The sequence below is a fragment of the Streptomyces sp. NPDC037083 genome (genome assembly GCF_055606485.1).
The window spans coordinates 253,504-278,051 of record NZ_JBVJSQ010000007.1 but is presented as its reverse complement, the minus strand read 5'-3'; the positions used below and the strand labels follow the sequence as shown (position 1 = coordinate 278,051).

The following is a 24,548-nucleotide window of genomic DNA, read 5'->3' as shown; positions in this document are numbered from 1 at the left end:
CTCTTGTTATGACACGAGGTAATGCAGAGCGGTACTTGGTGGGTGGAACAGCGGAATTCAGGCCGATTCGCCCTGTCCACATGCTGAGAATGTGCAGGACGACCCTAGGTGGGGTCAGGCGTCTCGGGTATTTTGGTGGTTACTCGAAATCGTTGCTGCAGGCGACCTGTATGGCTGCGGAGAGGTCGTGCGCATAGTTCGGCCCGAGGATGTAGCTGTGGTCCTGTATTGCGCGCGCATTACGTAGAGTTACGTCGAGGAAAGGAAGTCCCGCGTTCTTCGGCACTTTTCCGCATTCCGTCACGTGCAGGGTGACGACGATCTTGCGGGCGGAGCCCTTCTTCGTCCGGATCGGGGCGCGCGGCGCCGAGGTCAGGGACAGTCCGGCGTAGGGCTGGGTCATTCGCGTCAGGGTGACCGGCGGCCCGGAGTCCACGGTGAGCAGCACCTCGAAGGCGAACGTGCGCGGGCGGGTGCCGGGCGGGACGGGGATCTCGCCGAGGTAGCTGACATCGACGGCCTGGGACGGGAACGGCGCTTCCGGGGTGGGGGGTTGGGGCTCGTGCGGCCGGGTCGTGTACAGGTAGCCGGCGCCCGCGAGGAGGAGGGCCGCGGCGAGGGCGGCGTGCGTGGCGCGGCGGTGGGCGGTGTGGAGGCGGGCGAGCGGGCCGACGTCCGCGCGGGCGGTCGCGGGGGCGTGCTCGAGGGCGTTCTCGGGGTGGGGGCGGGTGCCCTCGCCGGGCTCGAGCGGGCCGATGGCGTTCACTGCCAGGGGCCTTCGTCGGGGCCGCCCGAGCGATACCGGTTGACGCAGCCCGTGCGGGCCCGACGGTCGATCAACTCGTCGGCCGCCGCCGCTCCTTGCTGTTTCTTCGCGGTGCGGGCGGCGTCCACGACGGTCCGCAGGATCTCGTACTGGCCGTTGGACAGTCCCATGGACTGGTAGTCGCCGTAGGTGTCGCTGTCGAGCACCTCGCGCGACCAGTGGGCGACGATGCGGGTGCACAGCTCCGCGGGGGCCACGGTGGGCGTCGACGGGGCCGCAGGTGCGGCGGGGGAGGCGTGTGCCGTGGCGGCGGCGTGCTGGGGTGTCTGGCCGCAGGCGGTCGCCGACAGCCCCGCCAGCACGCCCGCCAGCAGGGCCGGTCCGAGCAGCCGTGTCGTCGTTCTCGCCCCCGGGGCGACCGCCGTTGCCATGCCCCGACGCTAGGCCGCCGGGGCGGGGGTGGGCAACGGGTGCCGCCGCACGGGGTGTTGGCCCTCAGCCCTGGGCGGGGGCGTCGCGCAGCAGGCAGGTCAGCCGGGCGGTGCACACGCGTCGGCCCTCCTCGTCGCTGATCACGATCTCGTACGTGGCCGTTGAGCGCCCCCGGTGGACGGGGGTGGCGACGCCCGTGACCAGGCCGGAGCGGGCTCCGCGGTGGTGGGTGCAGTTCAGGTCGACGCCGACGGCGAGCTTGGAGCTGCCGGCGTGCAGCATGGAGCCGACCGAGCCGAGGGTCTCGGCGAGGACCGCGGAGGCGCCGCCGTGGAGCAGTCCGTAGGGCTGGGTGTTGCCCTCGACGGGCATGGTGCCCACGACCCGGTCCGCGGAGGCCTCGACGATCTGCACGCCCATGCGGGTGCCGAGGTGCCCGGCGGAGAACAGGGCGAGGAGGTCGACGCCGAGTGCGGCGTACTCGTCGATGACCTCTTGCGGGAACTTGACGTGCTGCTGCTCGCCCATGGGGTCCGGCTCCGTTCGTCGATCATGTCCTGCGTCACTGAGCAAACGCTCAGTGGGTGCTCGATTGTTCCAGACGCACGACGACGGATTTGCTGGCCGGGGTGTTGCTCGTGTCGGCGGTGGCGTCCAGCGGGACCAGCACGTTGGTCTCGGGGTAGTAGGCGGCCGCGCAGCCCCGGGGCGTCGGGTAGAACACCATCCGGAAACCGGGCGCCCGCCGCTCCACGCCGTCCTTCCACTCGCTCACCAGGTCCACGTAGGAGCCCTCGGCGAGGTCGAGGGCGCGCGCGTCCTCGGCGTTGACCAGGACGACCCGGCGGCCGTTCTTGATGCCGCGGTAGCGGTCGTCGAGGCCGTAGATCGTGGTGTTGTACTGGTCGTGCGAGCGCAGGGTCTGCAGCAGGAGACGGCCTTCGGGCAGCTTGGGGTACTCGACCGGCGCCGCGGTGAAGTTGGCCTTGCCGGTGGCGGTGGGGAAGCGGCGTTCGTCGCGCGGGGCGTGGGGGAGGGTGAAGCCGCCCGGGGCGGCCACGCGCGCGTTGAAGTCCTCGAAGCCGGGGATCACGCGCGCGATGCGGTCGCGGATCGTCGCGTAGTCCTTCTCGAACTCCTCCCAGGGCGTCCTGCTGTTCTCGCCCAGCACGCGGCGGGCCAGCCGGCAGACGATGGCCGGCTCGGACAGCAGGTGCGCGCTCGCGGGCGCGAGACGGCCGCGGGAGGCGTGCACCATGCCCATGGAGTCCTCGACGGTCACGAACTGTTCGCCGCTGTCCTGCAGGTCGCGCTCGGTGCGGCCGAGGGTGGGCAGGATCAGGGCGCGCGCGCCGGTGACGACGTGCGAGCGGTTCAGCTTGGTCGACACGTGGACGGTCAGCCGGGCGCGCCGCATGGCGGCCTCCGTGACGTCGGTGTCGGGGGAGGCCGACACGAAGTTGCCGCCCATGGCGAAGAACAGCTTCGCCTCGCCGTCGCGCAGGGCGCGGATGGCGCGCACCACGTCGAAGCCGTGCTCGCGCGGGGGCGCGAAGCCGAACTCCTTCTCCAGTGCGTCCAGGAAGGCCGGGGCGGGCCGTTCGAAGATGCCCATGGTGCGGTCGCCCTGGACGTTGGAGTGACCGCGCACCGGGCACACGCCCGCGCCCGGGCGGCCGATGTTGCCGCGCAGGAGGAGGAAGTTGACGACCTCGCGGATGGTCGGCACGGAGTGCTTGTGCTGGGTGAGGCCCATGGCCCAGCAGACGATGGTGCGCTTGGAGGCGAGCACCATGCGCAGGGCTTCCTCGATCCGGGCGCGGGTGAGGCCGGTCGCGGTGAGCGTCTCGTCCCAGTCGGCGGCGCGGGCGGCCTCGGCGAACTCCTCGAAGCCGTGGGTGTGTTCGGCGATGAACGGCTCGTCGAGGGCGCCCTCGGTGTCCAGGACGAGCTTGTTGAGGAGGCGGAAGAGTGCCTGGTCGCCGCCGATGCGGATCTGCAGGAACAGGTCGGTCAGGGCGGCGCCCTTGATCATGCCCTGCGGGGTCTGCGGGTTCTTGAAGCGTTCCAGGCCCGCCTCGGGCAGCGGGTTGACGCTGATGATCTTCGCGCCGCCGGCCTTGGCCTTCTCCAGGGCGGACAGCATGCGCGGGTGGTTCGTGCCCGGGTTCTGGCCGGCGACGATGATCAGGTCGGCCCGGTGGAGGTCCTCGAGCAGGACGCTGCCCTTGCCGATGCCGATGGTCTGCGACAGGGCCGAGCCGGAGGACTCGTGGCACATGTTGGAGCAGTCCGGCAGGTTGTTGGTGCCGAGCTCGCGGGCGAAGAGCTGGTAGAGGAACGCGGCCTCGTTGCTGGTGCGGCCCGAGGTGTAGAAGACGGCCTCGTCGGGGGAGGCGAGGGCGGCCGTCTCCTCGGCGATGATGTCGAAGGCGCGCTCCCAGGTGACCGGCTCGTAGCGCTCCGCGCCCTCCGGCAGATACATGGGGTGGGTGAGCCGGCCCTGCTGGCCCAGCCAGTAGCCGCTGCGGCCGGCGAGGTCGGCGACGGTGTGCGCGGCGAAGAACTCGGGGGTGACCCTGCGCAGGGTCGCCTCCTCGGCGACCGCCTTCGCGCCGTTCTCGCAGAACTCCGCGGCGTGCCGGTGCTCGGGCTCGGGCCAGGCGCAGCCCGGGCAGTCGAAGCCGTCCTTCTGGTTGACGCGCAGCAGGGTCAGCGCGGTGCGCTTCACGCCCATCTGCTGCTGGGCGATGCGCAGGGAGTGCCCGACGGCCGGCAGGCCCGCGGCCGCGCGGCGGGGTTCGGCGACCTGTGGCGCGTCCTGGACCGGATCGGCTTTGGGCGGCTTCGTTGCCATCGCGCGCTCTCCTTCGACCTGCCGTGTGTGGCGACTGCGGGGTGCGCGGTGCGTCGTGGCGTGCGCGCCCACCGCGATCCTCGCACGCGGCGGTGACAACGAACCCGTGTGGTCCTGCTCACGGTGGCGGGGAGGGGTGCGGGCCGCTGCGGGGGCCCGGGCCGCGGTGGCCGGAGCCGACTGTCGGTGGGGCGTGGCAGGATCGGGGGCGTGGCAGAGACAGCAGCGAAGAAGACCGACACCCCCACCGGCGCAAGCCGCCCGCGCCTGATGCTCATGGACGGGCACTCGCTGGCCTACCGCGCGTTCTTCGCGCTGCCCGCGGAGAACTTCACCACCGCGACGGGCCAGCCGACGAACGCGATCTACGGTTTCGCGTCGATGCTGGCCAACACGTTGCGTGACGAGGCGCCCACGCACTTCGCGGTCGCCTTCGACGTCTCCCGCAAGACCTGGCGCTCGCAGGAGTTCACCGAGTACAAGGCGAACCGCTCCAAGACGCCCGACGAGTTCAAGGGGCAGGTCGAGCTGATCGGCGAGCTGCTCGACGCGATGCACGTGTCGCGGTTCGCGGTCGACGGCTTCGAGGCGGACGACGTCATCGCCACCCTCGCCACCCAGGCCGAGGCCGCCGGCTTCGACGTGCTGATCGTCACCGGCGACCGCGACTCCTTCCAGCTGGTGTCCGAGCACACCACGGTGCTGTACCCGACGAAGGGCGTCTCGGAGCTGACCCGGTTCACCCCGGAGAAGGTCTTCGAGAAGTACGCGTTGACGCCCGCCCAGTACCCCGACTTCGCGGCGCTGCGCGGCGACCCGTCCGACAACCTGCCGGGCATCCCGGGCGTCGGCGAGAAGACGGCCGCGAAGTGGATCAACCAGTTCGGTTCGTTCGCGGAGCTCGTCGAGCGGGTCGAGGAGGTCAAGGGCAAGGCCGGGCAGAACCTGCGCGACCACCTGGAGGCCGTCAAGCTCAACCGCCGCCTCACCGAGATGGTCCGTGACGTCGAGCTGCCCAAGGCGGTCGCCGACCTGGAGCGCGCCCCGTACGACCGCACGGCCGTCGCGATGGTCCTGGACACCCTGGAGATCAGGAACCCCTCGCTGCGCGAGCGGCTGTTCGCCGTCGACCCGGGCGGCGAGGAGGCCGAGGCGACCCCGGTGATCACCGGCGGTGTGGAGCTGGACGGCACGGTGCTGGGCACGGGTGAGCTGGCCGGCTGGCTCGCCGAGCACGGCGGCGAGACCCTGGGCGTCGCCACCGTCGACACCTGGGCGCTGGGCGCGGGTTCGGTCGCCGAGGTGGCGCTCGCCGCGGCCGGCGGGGCGGCCGCCTGGTTCGACCCGGCGGAGCTGGACGAGGCCGACGAGAACGCGTGGGCGGCCTGGCTGGCGGCCGAGGAGCGGCCCAAGGTCCTGCACGACGCCAAGGGCGCCATGCGGGTGTTCGCCGAGCACGGCTGGTCCGTCGCCGGCGTCTTCATGGACACCGCGCTGGCCGCGTATCTGGTCAAGCCGGGCCGGCGCTCGTTCGACCTGGACGCGCTGTCCCTGGAGTACCTGGGCCGCGAGCTGGCGCCCGCCGCGGCGGCCGACGGACAGCTCGCGTTCGGCGCGGACGACGGCGCCGAGGCCGAGGCCCTCATGGTGCAGGCCCGCACGATCGTGGACCTGGGGGAGGCCTTCCGGGGCCGGCTGGAGGAGGTCGGCGCGGCGGATCTGCTGGGCGACATGGAGCTGCCCACGTCCGCTCTGCTGGCCCGTATGGAGCGCCATGGCATCGCGGCCGACCGCGCCCACCTGGAGGCCATGGAGCAGATGTTCGCCGGCGCCGTCCAGCAGGCGGTGAAGGAGGCGCACGCGGCGGCCGGGCACGAGTTCAACCTGGGCTCGCCCAAGCAGCTCCAGGAGGTTCTCTTCGGTGAACTGGGCCTGCCGAAGACGAAGAAGACCAAGACCGGCTACACCACCGACGCCGACGCCCTGGCCTGGCTGGCGGGCCAGACGGACAACGAGTTGCCGGTCATCATGCTTCGCCACCGTGAGCAGGCGAAGCTGCGCGTCACCGTCGAGGGCCTGATCAAGACGATCGCCGCCGACGGCCGCATCCACACCACGTTCAACCAGACGGTCGCGGCGACCGGCCGCCTGTCCTCCACGGACCCCAACCTTCAGAACATCCCGGTCCGCACGGACGAGGGCCGGGCCATCCGCCGCGGCTTCGTCGTCGGCGAGGGCTTCGAGTCCCTGATGACGGCCGACTACAGCCAGATCGAACTGCGTGTGATGGCCCACCTGTCGGAGGACGAGGGCCTCATCGAGGCGTTCACCTCCGGCGAGGACCTGCACACCACGGCCGCCTCGCAGGTGTTCGCCGTCGAGCAGGGCGCGGTGGACGCGGAGATGCGCCGCAAGATCAAGGCGATGTCCTACGGCCTGGCGTACGGGCTGTCCGCGTTCGGCCTGTCCCAGCAGCTGAACATCGACGCGGGCGAGGCCCGTGCCCTGATGGACGCCTACTTCGAGCGTTTCGGCGGGGTGCGGGACTATCTGCGGCGCGCGGTCGACGAGGCGCGGGCGACGGGCTACACGGCGACCCTGTTCGGCCGCCGCCGCTATCTGCCCGACCTCAACAGCGACAACCGTCAGCGCCGTGAGGCGGCCGAGCGCATGGCCCTCAACGCGCCCATCCAGGGCACCGCGGCCGACATCGTCAAGATCGCCATGCTCAAGGTGGACGGCGCGCTGCGTGCGGCGGACCTCACCTCCCGCATGCTGCTGCAGGTCCACGACGAAATCGTCCTGGAGATCGCTCCCGGCGAGCGGGCGGCCGTGGAGGAGCTGGTCCGCCGCGAGATGGCGGGCGCGGTCCACCTCAAGGCTCCGCTGGACGTCTCGGTGGGCGTGGGCACGGACTGGGAGTCGGCGGCGCACTAGCGTGCGACGGCCGGGCGGGCGTCACGCCCCCCGGTCGCTGCGGTCCGGGTGGGCCCTGACCAGGCGGTCAGGGCCCACCCGGCTGTTCGCCTACGGCCGCGGCCCGCGAGGGGCTCTTCGTCACCGCCGGTCATCCCCCGAAGGGCCCTCACCCGCGTGGCCCCGGAGAACAGGCCCCCGGCGGGCGGCGACCGCCAGGATGCGGCCATGGGTATACGCCTGCTCCACCGCCGCAAGGCCCACGCACGCGTTCACGCCACGGCTGCCGCCGACGGACGGATCGAACCCGCGGCGCCCTGGAGGCGTCCACGCCCCGCCCTGGCGCCCGGCGCCGCCACCCCCCGCGTCCCGAGGACGCCCGCCGCGGCCCTGCGCACGGCCGCCGCCCGGCTGGGCCGCACGGCCCTCGCCCGGCTCCTCCCCGCCCGGCTCCTCCCCGCGCGTCTGCCCCGGCTCGTCCGCCCGCCGGCGCTGCGCGGCGTGGCCCGGCGTTCGTGGGCCGAGGCGGTGCGCGGCTGCCTGACGCTCGCCCTGAGCGTCCTGGGCCTGCTCCCCGGGCCCCGCGTGCTCCGCCGCATCCCCGTCTTCGTCGCGGCCCCCGGCCCGCTCACCGAACGCCCGGACGGTCCCGCCGCGCGCTGACCGCCTCCGCCTCCGCCGCCGTCCCCGCCCGCCGTCCGCCGCCCACGCCCCTGCGGGCCGGACGCCACAGCCGCACGCCGACGGCGTACGCCAGCACGCCGAGGACCAGCCCAGCGCCGGTCCCGAAGCACACCGTCGGGACGAGCTCCCACGGCCTGGCCTCGCGCGGGCCCCAGTACTCCCACCACCGCGTCGCCCGCCGCACCGCGGCGACCAGCGCACAGCCGCCGATCAGGGCCGCCGCCCCCCACCGGTCCCGGGCCGAGAGCACCGCGACGCCCACCGGCTCGCCGTCGGGCGTCCGGCGCAGCGCGTGCGTCACGAACACGGCGATCACGAACGCGGCCACCGCCGAACTCCCGTACTGCACATACCAGTACACCGGCAGGCCGGCCATCTTCCCGCCGAGGACGGGGAACAGGCGCAGGCCCCAGCGGTCGTGATGGGTGAACGCGTCCCACACCACGTGCGTCAGCGCGCCGAGAACCGCGGAGGCGTACCACCGAAGGATCAGCGAGGGCCGCACACGCGCGCGTGGCGCTCCGCATCGCGTCAGGGCGGCGGTACGGCCCTGTCGTCCGCGGGGCAGCAGCGCCACGAGCGGTTCGCGCACCAGCAGCCAGAGCCCCACCAGCGCCCACGCGACGAGCACGTCGACCGTGAACACGCCTGCGAAGGAGTGGGTGACGTCGCCGAACTCCATGGCCCCCGACAGGACACTCGCCGCGAAGTAGGTCATGTCGGGAGCGAACGACCCCGCTACCAGGACGGCCGGCGCGAGCCGCCCGCGGCCGGTGCCGTCGGCGCGCAGGGCGGGCAGCACGGCCGCGGCGTGACTCAGGGTGAACGGCAACGGGGCTCCCGGAGGGGGACGTTGGCGGGCCGGACGGCCCCATGATCGACGACGTCCAGTATGCGGGGCCCGGTTCCCGGCGGACGGCGGGTGACCGTCCGGTGAAAACGACGTCCGAACGGGTGCCGGTCGAAAAGAAGTTGTCGTAGGGTCGCGGGGTCGCCGCGCCCCCGGGCGCGTCGAACAAGGCAACAGAACAGGGCAAACCGCTTGCGAGTGCAACCCTCGGGGCGGGTCGCTCGTCACAAGAGTGACAACGGCAACGACGGCAACAGCACGGCAGGTGCGGGCGAAGACGGGCGTTCGGCGTCCACGGGAGGGTTTCACTTCATGTCGGCGCATTTCGGCACGAGGCTGCGCAAGGGAGCGGTCAACACGACCGTGGCCGCACTGGCCGTCGCGGCGCTGGCCGCGTCCCAGGCACCGGACGTCACGGCCGACGGCCAGGGCAGACGGACCGCCGCCGACACCCCGTCCGCCGACACCGGCGCCGGAACCGCCGACAGCGCCACCGGCAACTCGCCGTACTACACGGACCTGCCGCCGCTGAACACCCCTGTCCCCGCCCCGAGCGCGAGCTCTCCCACCACCCCGGTCGCCACCGGCGCCGCCGAGGCGGGTATCCCCGCGACCGTCCTGGACGCCTACAAGAAGGCCGAGGCGGCGCTGGCGCAGTCCAAGCCGGGCTGCAACATGCCCTGGCAACTCCTCGCCGCCATCGGCAAGGTCGAGTCGGGCCAGGCCCGCGGAGGCAACGTCACCGCGGACGGCACGACCGTCTCGCCGATCCTCGGCCCGGTCCTCAACGGCGTCGGCTTCGCCAACATCAGGGACACCGACAACGGCGCCTACGACGGCGACAGCACCTACGACCGCGCCGTCGGCCCCATGCAGTTCATCCCCTCCACCTGGGCGTGGGCGGGCCGCGACGGCAACGCCGACGGCAAGAAGGACCCCAACAACATCTACGACGCCGCGCTCGCCGCCGGCCACTACCTGTGCCGCTACGGCTGGAACATGTCCACCACGGCCGGGATGCGCAGCGCGATCCTCAGCTACAACAACTCCACGGACTACCTCAACACCGTCCTGTCGTGGCTGGAGTACTACCGCAAGGGCACGCACGAGGTCCCGAACGGCACCGGCACCGTGCCCGGCAACCGCAGCGACGACTACCCGAACACGCCCACCTCGCCGTCCGCCCCCTCGACGCCCGGCAAGCCCGGCCGGCCGACGACGCCGAGCAAACCGTCCACGCCCAGCACCCCGTCGACCCCCGGCAAGCCGTCGGATCCGGGCACGCCCGGCACACCCCCCAAGCCCTCCAAGCCGACGACCCCGGCGCCCACGCCGACCGACACGGTCGACCACCTCGAGGACGCGGGCACGGCCGGCCTCACCGCCATGGCGGGCGACACCTACACCGAGCGGATCAGCACCCGCGCGGAGACCTTCACCGGCAGGGCCGTCGCCAAGGTCAGGGTCCGCTTCACCATCGTCGGCGACACCGACGCCGCCTTCGCCGGCGGCGAGAGGGTCGCCACGGTCGTCACGGACGGCAAGGGCGTCGCCCTCGCGCCCGCGCTCACGGCCGGCGAGAAGACCGGCGACTTCACCGTGCGCGCCACGATCGCCGGCCGTACGCTCTCCGCCCTCGACTACAAGGCCACCGTCACCGCGCGCGCCGCCGACGCCCTCGCCCGCACCGGTGACACCGCGCTGACGTGCACCGCCGGCGGCGAGTTCGCCGACCAGGTCGAGGTGAAGGCCACGTACAAGGGCGCCGTCGCGGACAAGGTCGCGGCCACCGCCACCCTCGTCAAGTCGGCCGACGACCCGGCCGCGAACGACAAGGGCCCCTACTTCAAGGACGCCGTCACCGGCGTCCCCGTGCGCACCCTGGAGCTGCAGACCGACGCGAACGGCCTGCTGCGGCTGCCCAAGCTGTACGCGGACGACACGGCCGGAACGTACCTGCTGCGCATCACCACCACGGGCGGAGCGACCCTCACCGTCGAACTCACCGTCACGGCACCCGCGGCCTCCTCGCCGAGCCCGACGCCCACCGCGACGGAGTCCACGGCCCCCGCTTCGTAACCCCCTCGCGCACCACGACGGCGGCGCCCCTCGCACGGGGGGCGCCGCCGTCGTGTGCGACGTGTTCTCATCTCGTCCGCCCGTTGCTACCGTGCCGGACCTGACGCCCTGTCAGTTCCACTGCCGGTTCCCGTGACCGGCGCCAGTGGCCGTTTCGACGGGAGGCCCGTATGCGCGCCCTCATCGCCGCCGCGACCGGTCTCGCCGTCGCGCTCGCCGTCGTCCTCGCACTCACCGCCCTCGGCGCCCCGACCGGCGGCACCTCCCCGAAGCCACTGCTGACGACGGTCCCAGCGCACCCGTGACCGCCCGCCCGCAGCCGTCCGGCCCCCAGCCGTCCGGCCCGTGACCGCCCCGCCCGCCGCTTCCACCCGCGAAGGAGGCCGAGATGCGCCGCACAGCCGGCCTGGTCCTGCTCGCCCTCGCCGTGTTCTTCGCGGCGCTCTCCCCACTGCTGCGCTGGTACGCCTTCCCCCGCCTGGCCAAGATCCCGGCGAACGAGTACCAGACGATGGTCCTGCAGGCGAAGAACGCCACCCTCCTCGACTACGGCACCATGACCGCCCGCACGGTCCCCGAGATCACCATCGTCCAGACCCTCAAGGGCGACGTGGAGGCCTCCGAGAGGATCGAGAGGACGGCGGGCCGGGACGTCGTCGTCTGGGACGGCCTGTCCTACGTCCAGGGACCCGACGGCAAGATGGTCTCCAAGGTCCCCGAGCGCTACATCTTCGACGCCCACACCCAGGAACCCGTCCACGCCACCGGCGAATCCGTCGACGGCGACCCCGTCCGCCGCAAGGGCATCGAGTTCAAGTGGCCGTTCCTGACCCAGAAACGCGACTACGAGTACTTCGACGCCCAGACCCGCACCACCGCCCCCATCCACTACAAGGGCACCCAGGACTTCCGCGGCCTGAAGGTCTACTACTTCGAACAGACCGTCCCCTGGACCAAGGTCCCCCTGCCCAGGACGATGCCCGTCGAGGGCATCACCCCCCAGACCGTCGCCAGGACCGGCACCACCCGCTGGTACACCACCGTCCGCAGGTTCTGGGTCGAACCCGTCACCGGAGCGCCCGTCTACGGCGAGGAGATCCACCAGGAGGAACTGCGCGGCGGCACCCTCCTCGGCGGCCGCGCCAAGGTCACGGCGTTCGCCGGACACGTCAAGATGCGCGAGGACTACATCGACCACACCGTGGCCGTGGTCAAGTCCAACCGCACCCTGGTCCTGCTGCTGACCGCCTACCTGCCCTGGGGCTTCCTCCTGCTCGGCGTCCTGCTGACGGCCCTGGCCCTGTGGCTGGAGGCCCGCACCCGTCGCCCGCGCCCGCCGGCCGCCGCCGAGCCCGCCGAACCGCGCCCCGTCACCGCCTGAGCCGCGCGTTGGTGTACCGGGTCGGCTCCGCGCCCGCCGGATCCTCCGGCCACGGATGCCTCGGATACCGGCCCCGCAGATCCGCCCGCACCCCCTTGTAACCCTCCCTCCAGAAGGACGCGAGGTCGGCGGTGACCGCCACGGGCCGGCCGGCCGGGGACAGCAGATGCACGAGCAGCGGCGCCCCCGCCACCCGCGGCGACTCCTGGAGCCCGAACATCTCCTGCAGTTTCACCGCCAGAACCGGCCGCTCCGGCTCGGAGTAGTCGATCCGGATCCTGGACCCGCTGGGGACGGTGATCCGCTCGGGCGCCAGCTCGTCCAGCCGGCCCGCCTCCCCGGAAGCCCAGGGCAGCAGCCGCCCCAGCGCCTGCCCCGCGTCGATCCGCCCCAGATCGCCGCGCCGCCGGGCCCGGCTCAACTCCGGCTCCAGCCATTCGTCCACGCGCGCGTGCAGCGCCGCGTCCGAGACGTCCGGCCACGGCTCGCCCACGCGCAGCCGCAGAAAAGCCAGCCGCTGCCGCAGGACGTCCGCCTCGGGCGACCACCGCAGCAACCCCAGCCCCTCCCTCCGCAGCCCCTCGAGGAGCGCACCGCGCACGAGCGAGGGGTCCGCGTCCCAAAGCGACCGCACCGCCAGCTCCACCGCTCCCAGCCGCTCCACCCGCCGCGCCACCACGTCACCCCCCGCCCAGTGCACCTCCTCCCGCTCGTCGAGCAGCACACCGGCCGCGGCCCGGGCCACCCCCTCGTCCACGACCGCCGCGAGCTGCACACGCGCGTGCCCCCTGCCGACAGGCCGGTCGGCGACCGCGACGGCGAGCCAGGGCGCACCCCGCAGACCGGTGCCCTCACGCACCTCGGCCCGTGTCCCCGAGACCATGAGGTAGGAGCCGCCGTCGGCCCTGGCGAGCCGCTCGGGGAACGCGAGCGCCACGACGAGCCCCACGAGGCCGTCGCCGTCCGCCTCCGCCGGACGCGAGACCGGGGCGGGCAGTCCGGAGAGGTCCTGGGCGGCGACGGCCCGCAGCCGCCGCACCTCGGCACGCCACCGCCCCGAGTAGGCGTCACCCCCGTGCCGCGCGCGACGCAGAGCGGCGGCCAGATCGTCCCCGTACTCCCGCGGAGCCTCCTCGCTCAGCAGCGCGACCACCTCGGCGGCCCGCTCCACCCCCACCGCGGACGCCCCGTCCAGCAGCGCCCGCCCCAGCCGCGGATGCAGCCCCAGCCGGGCCAGCCGCACCCCCCGCTCGGTCGCCCGGCCGGCCGGGTCCACCGCCCCGATCGCCGTCAGCAACTCCCGCGCCGCCGCCATGGCCCCGGTCGGCGGCCGGTCCAGCAACGCCAGTCCCGACGCCTGCGGATCGCCCCAGCAGGCCGCCTGAAGGGCGAACGCGGAGAGATCGGCCACCTTGATCTCCGGCGCGGGAAACAACGGCAGCCGCGCGTCCTCCGCCTCCGCCCAGCACCGGTACACCGTGCCCGGCGCCTCACGCCCGGCCCGTCCCGCCCGCTGCCGACCCGCCGCCCGCGAGGCCCGCACGGTCGCGAGCGCGCTCAGCCCGCGCGCATGATCCACGCGCGGCTCGCGCGCCAGCCCCGAGTCCACGACCACCCGCACCCCCGGCACGGTCAACGAGGACTCCGCCACGGACGTCGCCAGCACCACCCGCCGCCGCGCACCCGGCGCCAGCACCGCGTCCTGCACGGCCGCCGACGCCCGCCCGTGCACCTGGAGCACGTCCACACCGGCCTGCTCCCCGAGCAGACCCGCCACCCGCGCGATCTCCCCGACACCCGGCAGGAAGCACAGCACGTCCCCGGAACGCTCGACCAGCGCCCGCCGCACCACCGACGCCACATGGGCCAGCAGGGCCGGGTCCACCCGCATCCCGTGCGGCGGCCGCACGGCACGGGCCGGAGGCGCCCAGACCACCTCCACGCCGAACGCGGAGCCCTGGGCCTGCACCACCGGCGCCCCGCCCAGCAGCCGCGCCCACCCTTCCGTGTCGGTCGTCGCCGAGGCCGCCACCAGCCGCAGATCGGGCCGCAGCGTCTCGCGCACGTCGCACAGGAACGCGGCCGACGTGTCCGCGTCCAGATGCCGCTCGTGACACTCGTCCAGCACCACGACGTCCACGCCCGTCAGCTCCTGGTCGCGCTGCAGGCGTTGCAGCAACACACCGGTCGTGACGACCTCCACGCGCGTGTGCGGCCCCACGACCCGCTCCCCGCGCACCGTGTGGCCGACGCTCTCCCCGGCCCTCTCGCCCAGCAGCCACGCCATCCGCCGCGCCGCCGCCCGCGCCGCGATCCGCCGCGGCTCGGCCACCAGCACCCGTCGCGCCGGCCGCCCGTCCAGCAGGCCGGCCAGCGCGAGCGGCACCAGCGTCGTCTTGCCGGTGCCCGGCGGCGCGGCGAGGACGGCGGCGCCGTGCCCGTCCAGAGCGTCGTTCAGGGCGGGCAGGGCGGCCCGCACGGGCAGCGCGTCCAGGGCGTCTTCACGGAGGATCACGCCCCCAGTGTCGTACGCGCGAAGACGCGCCCACGCGCGCGTGCGCCCGCCACTGAGAGGACGGCCCGACCGTCTCGCTAGTCGCGCTCGCAGACGAAGACAGCCGTGCCCGGGATCAGGTTCCCGCGCAGCGGGGACCAGCCGCCCCACTCCGACGAGTTCCAGGCCGGCCACTCCGGCTCGACCAGGTCCACCAGCCGGAAACCGCCCGCCACGATGTCGCGGACCCGGTCGCCCAGCGTCCGGTGGTGCTCCACGTACACCGCGCGGCCCTGATCGTCCTGCTCGACATAGGGAGTGCGGTCGAAGTACGAGGACGACACCGTCAGCCCCTCCGGCCCCGGCTCGTCCGGGAAGGCCCACCGGATCGGATGGGTCACCGAGAACACGAATCGGCCGCCCGGACGCAGCACCCGCCGCACCTCCTTCAGGACCCGCGCCGGATCGGCGACGAAGGGCAGCGCCCCGTACGCCGAACACGCCAGGTCGAAGGAGGCGTCCGCGAAGGGCAGCGCCCCCGCGTCCGCGCACACCAGCGGGAACGAGCCGCCGATGCGCAGCGCGTGCTGCAGCTGGCGGTGGGAGATGTCCAGGGCGACCGGACGCGCGCCCTGCGCGGCCAGCCAGCGCGCGCACTGGGCCGCGCCGGCGCCGATCTCCAGGACCGCCCTGCCCTTCAGGTCCTCCGGCGGGCCGAGCAACTCGGCCTCCACCTCGTCCAGACCCTCGGGACCCCACACGAAGCGGTCGTCGCCGAGGAACGTGCCGTGCTCGATCTGGTATTCGTCCGCGTTGCGGTCCCACCAGCCCCGGTTGGCCCGGGCGCTCTCGGTGACATCGGAGTCACGTCGGGTGGCTTCCGGCTCGAAGGCCGTCTCGGACGATGCGGGCTCTTGGATGATCGGCTCCCTCGTCGTACTCTTCCGTGCAACCCGCCCGACGGTGCCACTCAGGTGTCACCGAAGGGACTTCCTGTGGCCTGCGCGGCCTCGGGAGAAAGGTTGTGTGCCGGGTATGCGGCGATCCGCCCCGGGTGTGCGCCTTCGCGCATTGACCCTGCCCGGCTGCCCCCGTATGCTACAAGTTGCGCTGCGGGCCTGCGCACCTCAGACGTAGCAGGCTGCGCTCGCATCTGTTGTAGTCCCCTCGGTTGTCGAGGCGTCATCACCGGTTTCATGGTGGGGCGCTTCCTTGGCTGTCCGGCTTCTTCAGAGCGATACGGGCTCCCGGCGTAGCAGTACCTACGACTTTCTGTCCGTAACCGGAGCCCTTTCCCACATGACGAGCAGCACCGAGACCACCGCCACCACCCCGCAGGTTGCGGTCAACGACATCGGTAACGAGGAAGCCTTCCTCGCCGCGATCGACGAAACGATCAAGTACTTCAACGACGGCGACATCGTCGACGGCGTCATCGTGAAGGTCGACCGGGACGAGGTCCTGCTCGACATCGGTTACAAGACCGAAGGCGTTATCCCGAGCCGCGAACTCTCCATCAAGCACGACGTCGACCCCAACGAGGTCGTCGCCGTGGGCGATGAGATCGAGGCCCTCGTTCTCCAGAAGGAGGACAAGGAAGGCCGTCTCATCCTGTCCAAGAAGCGCGCTCAGTACGAGCGTGCCTGGGGCACGATCGAGAAGATCAAGGAAGAGGACGGCATCGTCACCGGTACCGTCATCGAGGTCGTCAAGGGTGGTCTCATCCTCGACATCGGCCTCCGTGGCTTCCTGCCGGCCTCCCTGGTCGAGATGCGCCGCGTTCGCGACCTCCAGCCCTACGTGGGCAAGGAGCTCGAGGCGAAGATCATCGAGCTGGACAAGAACCGCAACAACGTGGTCCTGTCCCGCCGCGCCTGGCTGGAGCAGACCCAGTCCGAGGTCCGCCAGACGTTCCTCACGACCCTCCAGAAGGGTCAGGTCCGCTCCGGTGTGGTCTCCTCGATCGTCAACTTCGGTGCCTTCGTGGACCTGGGTGGCGTCGACGGTCTGGTCCACGTCTCCGAGCTGTCCTGGAAGCACATCGACCACCCCTCCGAGGTCGTCGAGGTCGGCCAGGAGGTCACGGTCGAGGTCCTCGACGTCGACATGGACCGCGAGCGCGTCTCCCTGTCGCTGAAGGCGACCCAGGAAGACCCGTGGCAGCAGTTCGCCCGCACCCACCAGATCGGCCAGGTCGTGCCCGGCAAGGTCACGAAGCTGGTTCCGTTCGGTGCGTTCGTCCGCGTGGACGAGGGCATCGAGGGTCTGGTCCACATCTCCGAGCTGGCCGAGCGCCACGTGGAGATCCCGGAGCAGGTCGTCCAGGTCAACGACGAGATCTTCGTCAAGGTCATCGACATCGACCTCGAGCGTCGTCGCATCAGCCTCTCGCTGAAGCAGGCCAACGAGTCCTTCGGTGCCGACCCGGCCTCGGTCGAGTTCGACCCGACCCTGTACGGCATGGCCGCGTCCTACGACGACCAGGGCAACTACATCTACCCCGAGGGCTTCGACCCCGAGACCAACGACTGGCTCGAGGGCTACGAGACCCAGCGCGAGGCCTGGGAGCACCAGTACGCCGAGGCGCAGCAGCGCTTCGAGCAGCACCAGGCTCAGGTCATCAAGTCCCGCGAGGCCGACGAGGCCGCTGCCGCCGAGGGCGGCGAGGCTGCTGCTCCGGCCGCGGCCGGTGGCGGTTCGTACTCCTCCGAGGGCGCCGACACCTCCGGCGCGCTGGCCTCGGACGAGGCGCTCGCCGCGCTGCGCGAGAAGCTGGCCGGCGGCCAGAGCTGACTCTCCCCGGCAGGGGCGCCCCCGGGTGTCCCCGCTGAGGATTAGCCGGTAGTCGAGGGCCCGTACCTTTCGAGGTGCGGGCCCTCAGCCGTGCCCTGCCCCTGCCCCGACGCCGGCCTCTGCGCGAGGCTCGTGCGGTGCGGTGTCACGGCTCGCGCGGCGCCGTGACAACACGCCCGAGCAGGTCCGCCGTCCGGCCGACGGCCACAGCCGGCCGGGGGAGGGGGAAGGGGGCCGATCGTGGGTTCCCCCGCCCCTGCCGGACGACCGACCGGAAGACCCGCCGGATTCCGGGCCCCGGCGGGAATGCCCACGCTCCCAAGGGCGTTGTTCGGTAGGAACACGAGGAGGAGCGGTCCAAGTGCTTGATCCGCAGGGTTTGTACGCATGGGAGCCGAAAGGCCTGGCAGTCGTCGACATGGCGTTGGCCCAGGAATCGGCCGGACTTGTCATGCTCTACCACTTCGACGGATACATCGACGCGGGCGAGACCGGCGACCAGATCGTCGACCGGCTCCTCGACTCGCTGCCCCACCAACTCGTCGCCCGCTTCGACCACGACCGGCTCGTGGACTACCGCGCCCGCCGCCCGCTGCTCACCTTCAAGCGCGACCGGTGGACCGAGTACGAGGAACCCGCCATCGAGGTACGCCTCGTACAGGACGCCACTGGAGCACCCTTCCTGCTGCTCTCCGGCCCCGAGCCGGACGTCGAGTGGGAACGCTTCGCCGTCGCCGTGAAGCAGATCGTGGAGCGCCTCGGAGTCCGCCTGTCGGTGAACTTCCACGGCATCCCCATGGGCGTCCCCCACACGCGCCCCGTGGGCATCACCCCGCACGGCAACCGCACCGACCTCATGCCCGGCCATCGCAGCCCCTTCGACGAGGCCCAGGTCCCCGGCAGTGCCGAGGCCCTCATCGAATACCGCCTCATGGAGGCCGGCCACGACATCCTCGGCGTCGCCGCGCACGTCCCGCACTACATCGCCCGCTCGACGTATCCGGACGCGGCCCTCACCGTCCTGGAGGCGATCACTGCGGCGACAGGCCTGGTCCTGCCGGGCATCGCCCACTCCCTGCGCACCGACGCGCACCGCACGCAGACCGAGATCGACCGCCAGATCCAGGAAGGCGACGAGGAGCTCACCAGCCTCGTCCAAGGCCTTGAACACCAGTACGACGCCGCGGCCGGCGCCGAGACCCGCGGCAACATGCTCGCCGACCCGGTCGACATCCCGTCCGCGGACGAGATCGGGCAGGAGTTCGAGCGATTTCTCGCGGAGCGCGAAGGGGAGGGCTGAGCCGTCCAGGGGCCTGCCGGACGCTCCGTCACCGGCAGGCCCTAAGCTTCCGCTCATGCTGAAGGTGGGCCTGACCGGCGGGATCGGCGCCGGCAAGAGCGAAGTGTCCCGGCTGCTCGTCGAGTGCGGAGCCGTACTGATCGACGCCGACCGCATCGCCCGCGAGGTCGTCGCACGCGACACGCCCGGCCTGGCAGCGGTCGTCGACGCCTTCGGCCAGGACGTCCTCGCCGAAGACGGCAGCCTCGACCGCCCCCGGCTCGGCTCGATCGTCTTCGCGGACCCCGAGAAACTGGCCCTCCTCAACTCGATCGTGCACCCCTTGGTCGGCGCCCGCTCCCGCGAACTGGAGACGTCCGCCCCGAAGGACGCCGTCGTCGTCCACGACGTCCCCCTCCTCACCGAGAACGGCCTCGCCCCCCTCTACGACCTCGTCGTCGTCGTGGACGTCCACCCCGACACCCAACTCGACCGGCTCGTCCGACTGCGCGGCATGACCGAACAGGACGCACGCGCACGCATGGCCGCCCAGGCCACCCGCGAGAAGCGCCGCGAGATCGCCGACATCGTGATCGACAACGACGTCCCACTGCCCGAACTGCGACAGCGCGTGCAGGACGTGTGGGCCGACCTCGTACGCCGGGCACACACGCCACGTGAGACCTCCCCGGAATAGCGGCCCCGACCGCGCGCGTTGAACCCTGCCAGCAAGGGAAGGATTTTTCCGTGCCCGATACCGCAGGTTCGACCGGACGCACTCCGGAGACACACGTCATCGACTTCCGTGCCGCGGAACAACTCCTCGCCGCACGGGACCCGCGGGGCGCGGTGAAGCTGCTCGACAAAGTCATCGCCGCGCACCCCGAGAACACCGCCGCCCGCCTGCTGCGCGCGCGTGCCTTCTTCGCCGCCGCTCAACTGCGCCCCGCCGAACTGGAATTCACGGTGGTCCTGGAGCGCGAGCCGGACAACGCGTTCGCCCACTTCGCGCTCGCCCGCACCTACGAACGGCAAGGCCGCGGCGACCAGGCCAAGCGCCACTTCCGACTGGCCGCGGCACTGGACCCGAACCCGCAGTACCTGAAGGCGGCACGATTCGAGACCTGAGGGACAGCCGGCGCCCCCGGCCCCTTCAGGGCGACGGCCCCTCGAAGGACCACGGTCCCGCAGGGCCGACGGCCTCTCAGGGGAGACGATGCCCGGGGGCGAAGGGGCTCAGGGACAGCAGCGCTCACGGGCGACGGTGCTCAGGTGGCCGGTACGGCGGGATGTCGCGGCCCGGCTGATAGTGAGGACCCTGCCGGATGTGCCTGATCACCATCATCAGATCGACGGTGACCACCACCGCCAGCACCCCGCACGCCGCGGACCACCCCGGACGCCCCGCGAGAGCGAACGCGGCCGTCCCGAAGACCGCCCAGGCCAGACCCCACAGGGCCAGCCCAAGACGCATCCGCAGCGCACTGCGCGCGGTCACCGGCTCACTGCCCGTACGCATCCCGATCCCTGCTCCTTCCTGAAACGTACTCCCGGCTCCGGACGTTCTCCATCTGGGTCCGGCGCCCCCACGGGCGTCCTCCAGAGGCCTTCTCCGGACGGGCCCCCGTCGAAGAGGAGTCGTTTCCCCGTGCTGCCGAACACCGACGAGCTGGCCGAGGCGCTCCTCGACCTTGCGGTACCGCACCAGGACATCGACGAAGCCGTCCGGCTGAGCCGGCACGTGTCGCGCGACGCGGAGTCGCTGCTGCTCCTGCAGGAGACGGTGGCCGACCTCGTCCGGGACCTGGGCACCGGACAGATCCGCGGATCCGGGGCCGACATCCCGGCGCCCCCCGGCGCCTCGCCGGCGACGGCCCGCTTCTTCCCCCTGTACGTCTTCGTCGCCGCGCTGCCCCACGTGCGGGCACACCACCGAGAACGGGGCATCCCCGAGGACGTCAGCCGGCACACCCTCGCCGACGTCGGCCGGTACGTCGCCTGGCACCGGCGATGGCACGGCACGGGCGGACTGATGGACCCGCGATGGCTGACACTGCACTTCCGGGGCGAGCTCTACCAGCTGGGCCGGCTGCAGTTCCAACGCGACCGCGTCGACCGGCGGACCAGCGACTCGATCACGGCAGCGGGACCGCCCATGGCACCGGAGGACCCGGGACTGGGCGTGCACGTGCCCGACTTCATGGGCCCGCTCACCCCCCTGGCCGTCGACCGCTCCCTCGCGCGCGCACGGGAGTTCTTCGCCCGCCACTACCCGGACGAGCCCTACACCGTGGCCACCTGCGGTTCATGGCTGCTGGACCCGCAGATCAGGAACTACCTGCCGCAGGACTCCAACATCGTCCGCTTCCAGGAGCGGTTCCGTCTCAGCCACCTGCCGACCGAACCCCGCGACACCGACCCCCTCCGCTTCGTCTTCGGCACCACCGACGTCCCCCTGGACCGGCTGCCCCGCCGCACCCTCCTGGAACGGACCGTCGTGGACCACCTGCGGGACGGCGGCCACTGGTACGGCGGCCAGGGATGGTTCGCGCTGTAGCCCACCGAGGGGGGCTCCACCCTCCGCCCCGGCCCCCGACTCCGCCCCGAACGCACGTCTCATCCCTCGAACGGGTGAACCCGTCCGCCCGGGGAACGGCCCCGCACACCCGGCCCGTTGAACGGACATGACGCCACACATGCGACAGGGACACGAGGGAACCGGCCCCGGTGCGATCACCCCGGACGGCTGCGCGGTCGAGTTCTACTCACGCCTGCCCGTCGGCAACGAGCCGGACATCATCGCCGCAGCGGTTCCCCCGGGCGCGCACATCCTCGAACTCGGCAGCGGAGTCGGCCGCGTGACCCACGCCCTGCTGGAACGCGGATTCACGGTCACGGCGGTGGACGAGTCCGCGGAGATGCTGGAGCGGGTCCACGGGGCCCGCACCATACGCAGCCCGGTCGAGGACCTCGACCTGGGCGAGACGTTCGACGTGGTGATGCTCGCGTCGTTCCTCGTGCACAACGGCGACGTCGACATACGGCGACGGATACTGCGCGCCTGCGCACGGCATGTCGCCAAGGGCGGATGTGTACTGATCCAACGCGAGGGCGAGGACTACCACTCCGACCTGCCGCGTGAACGCGTCGATCCGAGCGGCTTCACGGTACGCATCGTCTCGGCCGGACCCGTCGAGGACGGCGTGCACCCCGTGCGCGCGGAATACGAGTTCCCTGACGCGGTATGGACCCAGACCTTCCGAACCCGCCCGCTGACCAAGGAACAGTTCGAGCAGGCGCTGGCCGAAGCGGGCCTACGCGTGGACCGGTACCTGACCCAGGACCGGATCTGGGTGAGGGCTGTGCCGGCGACGGAGTAGGCGACGGACTGGTCTTACGGTGGAGACATGGACGCCTCCGCCTCCTCCGCACCTGCCTCCTCCGCACCCGCCTCCTCTGCGCTTGCCGGGCTCGACCGGCGGGTTGCGGGGTGCAGGGCGTGTCCTCGGTTGGTGGCCTGGCGTGAGGAGGTGGCCCGTACCAAGCGGGCGGCCTTCGCGGACTGGACGTACTGGGGGCGTCCCGTGCCCGGATTCGGTCCGCCCGACGCCCGGCTGTTGATCGTGGGGCTCGCCCCCGCGGCGCACGGAGGGAACCGTACGGGTCGTATGTTCACCGGCGACCGTTCCGGGGACGTGCTGTACCAGGCGCTGTACGACGTGGGGCTCGCCTCGCAGCCCACCTCCGTCTCCGCCGACGACGGCCTGGAGCTGTACGGAGTGCGGGTCACCTCGCCCGTCCACTGCGCGCCGCCGGCCAACAAGCCCACCCCGGGGGAGCGGGACACCTGTAGGCCCTGGCTGGTGCAGGAGCTGCGGCTGCTGCGGCCGACGCTGCGAGCGGTCGTCGTACTCGGCGCCTTCGGCTGGCAGGCGACCCTGCCCGTGCTCGCCGAGGCGGGCTGGACCGTCCCCAGGCCGCGGCCCCTCTTCGCGCACGGGATTCGGGTGCCGCTCGAAAGGCCGGACGGCGGCGAGGGCATCGAAGTCCTCGGCTGTTTCCACGTCAGTCAGCGCAACACCTTCACGGGCCGGCTCACCCCGGCGATGCTGCGGGACGTATTGCGCACAGCTGCCGGGGTCGCCGGGGCCTGACGCCCACAGGGGCGGCGGGGCCTGAGGAGCGGTGAGGTGTGCCGCCCACCGCGTACCGCCGACTGCCTACCCGCCGGGCGCCGACGACCGGCGTCTCCTTCCGCTCCGCCACCCCGCCTCGTCCTGAGTAATCCTGGCGACGGCGGCGAGGCCGAGGTCGTACGGTGCCGAGATGGGGCTGTATCCGGAGATCGAACCGTACGACCACGGCATGCTCGACGTCGGGGACGGCAACCGCGTGTACTGGGAGACCTGCGGGAACCCGCGGGGCAAGCCCGCCCTGGTGCTGCACGGCGGGCCTGGCTCAGGCGCCACGGCGTACCACCGGCGGCTCTTCGACCCGGCCGCGTACCGGATCGTGCTGCTCGACCAGCGCGGCTGCGGCCGCTCCACGCCGCACGCGAGCGCGTACGGCACCGACCTGGCCGTCAACACGACGGCGCATCTGGTGGCCGATCTGGAGCTGCTGCGGCACACGTTGGGGATCGGGCGCTGGCTGGTGTGGGGCGGCTCGTGGGGGTCGGTGCTGGGGTTGCGGTACGCGCAGAGGTGTCCGGCGGCGGTGAGCGAGTTGGTGCTGGCCGACGTCGCGACCGGGTCCGACGCCGAGGTGGAGCTGCTGACCCGAGGGCTGGGGAAGGTGTTCCCGGAGGCGTTCGAACGGTTTCTGGCGGGGCTGCCGGAGGGCGGGGCGCGGGACGGCAATCTCGCGGCCGCCTACAACAGGTTGCTCGAATCGCCCGACCCGGAGGTGCGGGAGCGGGCCGCGCGGGCGTGGACCGACTGGGAGACGGCGACGATTCCGGCGCCGCCGCGGTCGGTGGAGAGGTTCGAGGATCCCGTCTTCCGGATGGGCTTCGCCCGCACGGTCACGCACTACTGGGGCAACGGTCACTTCCTGGACGGAGAGGAAGCCGTCCTGCGCGACGCCCAGCTCCTCGACGGCGTGCCCGGCACGCTCGTGCAGGGCAGCCTCGACTTCGGCAACCTTCTCGGCACCGTCTGGCGGCTCCATCACGCATGGCCCGGCAGCGAGTTGATCGTCGTGGACCAGGCCGGGCACGGCGCGAGGACGCCGGGCGTGGTGGAGGCGCTGGTGGCGGCCACCGACGGCTACGCCCGACGCTGAGACGGCCCGGCCGGACGGTGCGGGGGCCCTTCGGACGAAGCGGCCCCCGTTGACCAGGCGGACGGTGCTTCGGAGGGGTCGCCGTACAAGTGCCGCACCGTGGAACGGTAGTTGGCCTGTACGTGGTTCAGGGCGTGGGTGCGAGCGAGGCCGGGATCGCCGGAGGCGATGGCGTCGTAGAGCTCCTGGTGTTCGGTGAGGAGCTGGGGCCACTCCTCGTTGCGCCGGGTGAGCCATTGCAGGCGTCCGGCGACCGGCTCCATGACCGAGATCAGCAGGGTGTTGCCGGCCATGGCGAGGAGACGGTCGTGGAAGCGGGTGTTGATGTCGGTGATGGCCTCGGCGTCCCCGGCCTCGGTCGCGGCGGCCGCGTCCGCCAGTAGTTCCCGCAGTTCGGCGAGGGCCTCCGGGGTCGCCCTGGTGGCGGCCAGCCCTGCCGCGTACACCTCCAACGCCTCGCGCAGTTCGAAGAGTTCCTTGACGTCCGCGGGGCTCAGGGGTCGTACGACCATGCGGCGAGGGGTCTCGGACAGGACGAAGCCCTCGGCGACCAGGGCGCGGATGGCCTCCCGGACCGGAACCCTGGAGACGCCGAACCGCTCGGCCAGTTCCCGCTCGACGAGTCGGTCTCCAGGGCGCAGCCGGCCGGCGATGATCTCCTGCCGCAGGGCCCCCAGGACGCGCTCGCGCACCGCTCCGAGCGGTTCGATCTTCGTCATGGACCCATCTTCGCC

Annotated in this window: 22 protein-coding genes; 13 read left to right on the top strand and 9 right to left on the bottom strand. The window is 72.2% G+C overall.

What is annotated here, in order from left to right:
• Positions 1-139: 139 nt before the first annotated feature.
• The 4 genes from ACZ7DE_RS20980 to ACZ7DE_RS20965 form a co-directional block, all read right to left on the bottom strand.
• Positions 140-766 carry a Tat pathway signal sequence domain protein gene (locus ACZ7DE_RS20980; protein ID WP_470763308.1) on the bottom strand — a complete coding sequence of 209 codons (627 nt, stop codon included), beginning with the start codon at positions 764-766 and terminating at the stop codon, positions 140-142.
• On the bottom strand, positions 763-1,197 hold the full coding sequence (locus ACZ7DE_RS20975) for a hypothetical protein (protein WP_470763307.1): 435 nt from the start codon (positions 1,195-1,197) through the stop codon (positions 763-765). The genes ACZ7DE_RS20980 and ACZ7DE_RS20975 overlap by 4 nt, the downstream gene beginning before the upstream one ends.
• A gap of 64 nt (positions 1,198-1,261) precedes the next feature.
• Complete coding sequence (locus ACZ7DE_RS20970) at positions 1,262-1,726, bottom strand: PaaI family thioesterase (protein WP_470763306.1); 465 nt, start codon at positions 1,724-1,726, stop codon at positions 1,262-1,264.
• A gap of 49 nt (positions 1,727-1,775) precedes the next feature.
• Positions 1,776-4,055: an FdhF/YdeP family oxidoreductase gene (locus ACZ7DE_RS20965; RefSeq protein WP_470763304.1), complete on the bottom strand. Its 2,280-nt coding sequence runs from the start codon at positions 4,053-4,055 to the stop codon at positions 1,776-1,778.
• 210 nt (positions 4,056-4,265) lie between these two features.
• Here ACZ7DE_RS20965 and polA point away from each other — a divergent pair, with 210 nt between their 5' ends.
• Both polA and ACZ7DE_RS20955 read left to right on the top strand, forming a co-directional pair.
• Positions 4,266-6,992: a DNA polymerase I gene (gene polA / locus ACZ7DE_RS20960; RefSeq protein WP_470763302.1), complete on the top strand. Its 2,727-nt coding sequence runs from the start codon at positions 4,266-4,268 to the stop codon at positions 6,990-6,992.
• A 207-nt stretch (positions 6,993-7,199) separates the two neighbouring features.
• Positions 7,200-7,634 (top strand): hypothetical protein, encoded by a 435-nt coding sequence (locus tag ACZ7DE_RS20955; protein ID WP_470763300.1) that lies wholly within the window; start codon positions 7,200-7,202, stop codon positions 7,632-7,634.
• Here ACZ7DE_RS20955 and ACZ7DE_RS20950 read toward each other — a convergent pair.
• On the bottom strand, positions 7,600-8,487 hold the full coding sequence (locus ACZ7DE_RS20950) for a DUF4184 family protein (RefSeq protein ID WP_470763298.1): 888 nt from the start codon (positions 8,485-8,487) through the stop codon (positions 7,600-7,602). The genes ACZ7DE_RS20955 and ACZ7DE_RS20950 overlap by 35 nt on opposite strands.
• Positions 8,488-8,817: 330 nt before the next feature.
• On the opposite strand from ACZ7DE_RS20950, the gene ACZ7DE_RS20945 reads away from it, so the two are divergent.
• The 3 genes from ACZ7DE_RS20945 (at position 8,818) to pgfA (ending at position 11,965) form a co-directional block, all read left to right on the top strand.
• Entirely contained in the window at positions 8,818-10,584 is a 1,767-nt protein-coding gene (locus ACZ7DE_RS20945) for a lytic transglycosylase domain-containing protein (RefSeq protein WP_470763297.1), read from the top strand.
• A gap of 170 nt (positions 10,585-10,754) precedes the next feature.
• Entirely contained in the window at positions 10,755-10,889 is a 135-nt protein-coding gene (locus ACZ7DE_RS20940) for an SPW_0924 family protein (protein WP_470763295.1), read from the top strand.
• Positions 10,890-10,972: 83 nt separating this feature from the next.
• Complete coding sequence (gene pgfA / locus ACZ7DE_RS20935) at positions 10,973-11,965, top strand: cell envelope lipid trafficking protein PgfA (protein ID WP_470763293.1); 993 nt, start codon at positions 10,973-10,975, stop codon at positions 11,963-11,965.
• On the opposite strand, the gene hrpB is transcribed toward pgfA, so the two are convergent.
• A complete protein-coding gene (gene hrpB, locus ACZ7DE_RS20930) occupies positions 11,955-14,477 on the bottom strand; it encodes an ATP-dependent helicase HrpB (RefSeq protein WP_470763625.1) in 2,523 nt (840 codons plus the stop codon). The genes pgfA and hrpB overlap by 11 nt on opposite strands.
• Positions 14,478-14,557: 80 nt before the next feature.
• Positions 14,558-15,382: a class I SAM-dependent methyltransferase gene (locus ACZ7DE_RS20925; protein WP_470763623.1), complete on the bottom strand. Its 825-nt coding sequence runs from the start codon at positions 15,380-15,382 to the stop codon at positions 14,558-14,560.
• Positions 15,383-15,758: 376 nt separating this feature from the next.
• Here ACZ7DE_RS20925 and rpsA point away from each other — a divergent pair, with 376 nt between their 5' ends.
• The 4 genes from rpsA to ACZ7DE_RS20905 all read left to right on the top strand — a co-directional run bounded on the left by rpsA (position 15,759) and on the right by ACZ7DE_RS20905 (position 19,659).
• The gene (gene rpsA, locus ACZ7DE_RS20920) at positions 15,759-17,252 is read left to right on the top strand and encodes a 30S ribosomal protein S1 (RefSeq protein ID WP_470763291.1); all 1,494 of its coding nucleotides are present in this window, start codon (positions 15,759-15,761) and stop codon (positions 17,250-17,252) included.
• A gap of 361 nt (positions 17,253-17,613) precedes the next feature.
• Positions 17,614-18,552 carry a PAC2 family protein gene (locus ACZ7DE_RS20915; RefSeq protein ID WP_470763289.1) on the top strand — a complete coding sequence of 313 codons (939 nt, stop codon included), beginning with the start codon at positions 17,614-17,616 and terminating at the stop codon, positions 18,550-18,552.
• 55 nt (positions 18,553-18,607) lie between these two features.
• Positions 18,608-19,228, top strand: a complete 621-nt coding sequence (coaE, locus tag ACZ7DE_RS20910; protein WP_470763287.1) for a dephospho-CoA kinase — start codon at positions 18,608-18,610, stop codon at positions 19,226-19,228.
• A gap of 50 nt (positions 19,229-19,278) precedes the next feature.
• A complete protein-coding gene (locus ACZ7DE_RS20905) occupies positions 19,279-19,659 on the top strand; it encodes a tetratricopeptide repeat protein (RefSeq protein ID WP_351357395.1) in 381 nt (126 codons plus the stop codon).
• A gap of 124 nt (positions 19,660-19,783) precedes the next feature.
• Here the strand turns inward: ACZ7DE_RS20905 and ACZ7DE_RS20900 are convergent, their stop codons facing one another.
• Positions 19,784-20,050, bottom strand: coding sequence for a DUF6343 family protein (locus ACZ7DE_RS20900; protein ID WP_470763284.1), 267 nt, complete (start codon positions 20,048-20,050; stop codon positions 19,784-19,786).
• A gap of 129 nt (positions 20,051-20,179) precedes the next feature.
• Between ACZ7DE_RS20900 and ACZ7DE_RS20895 the strand changes: the two genes are divergently transcribed.
• From ACZ7DE_RS20895 to pip, 4 genes are all read left to right on the top strand, one after another.
• Entirely contained in the window at positions 20,180-21,088 is a 909-nt protein-coding gene (locus tag ACZ7DE_RS20895; RefSeq protein WP_470763282.1) for an acyltransferase domain-containing protein, read from the top strand.
• Between the two features lie 139 nt (positions 21,089-21,227).
• Positions 21,228-21,911 carry a class I SAM-dependent methyltransferase gene (locus ACZ7DE_RS20890; protein WP_470763280.1) on the top strand — a complete coding sequence of 228 codons (684 nt, stop codon included), beginning with the start codon at positions 21,228-21,230 and terminating at the stop codon, positions 21,909-21,911.
• A 27-nt stretch (positions 21,912-21,938) separates the two neighbouring features.
• Entirely contained in the window at positions 21,939-22,685 is a 747-nt protein-coding gene (locus ACZ7DE_RS20885; RefSeq protein WP_470763278.1) for a uracil-DNA glycosylase, read from the top strand.
• A 172-nt stretch (positions 22,686-22,857) separates the two neighbouring features.
• Entirely contained in the window at positions 22,858-23,814 is a 957-nt protein-coding gene (gene pip, locus ACZ7DE_RS20880; RefSeq protein WP_470763276.1) for a prolyl aminopeptidase, read from the top strand.
• Here the strand turns inward: pip and ACZ7DE_RS20875 are convergent.
• Positions 23,799-24,533 (bottom strand): GntR family transcriptional regulator, encoded by a 735-nt coding sequence (locus tag ACZ7DE_RS20875; RefSeq protein ID WP_470763274.1) that lies wholly within the window; start codon positions 24,531-24,533, stop codon positions 23,799-23,801. The genes pip and ACZ7DE_RS20875 overlap by 16 nt on opposite strands.
• Positions 24,534-24,548 lie beyond the last annotated feature (15 nt).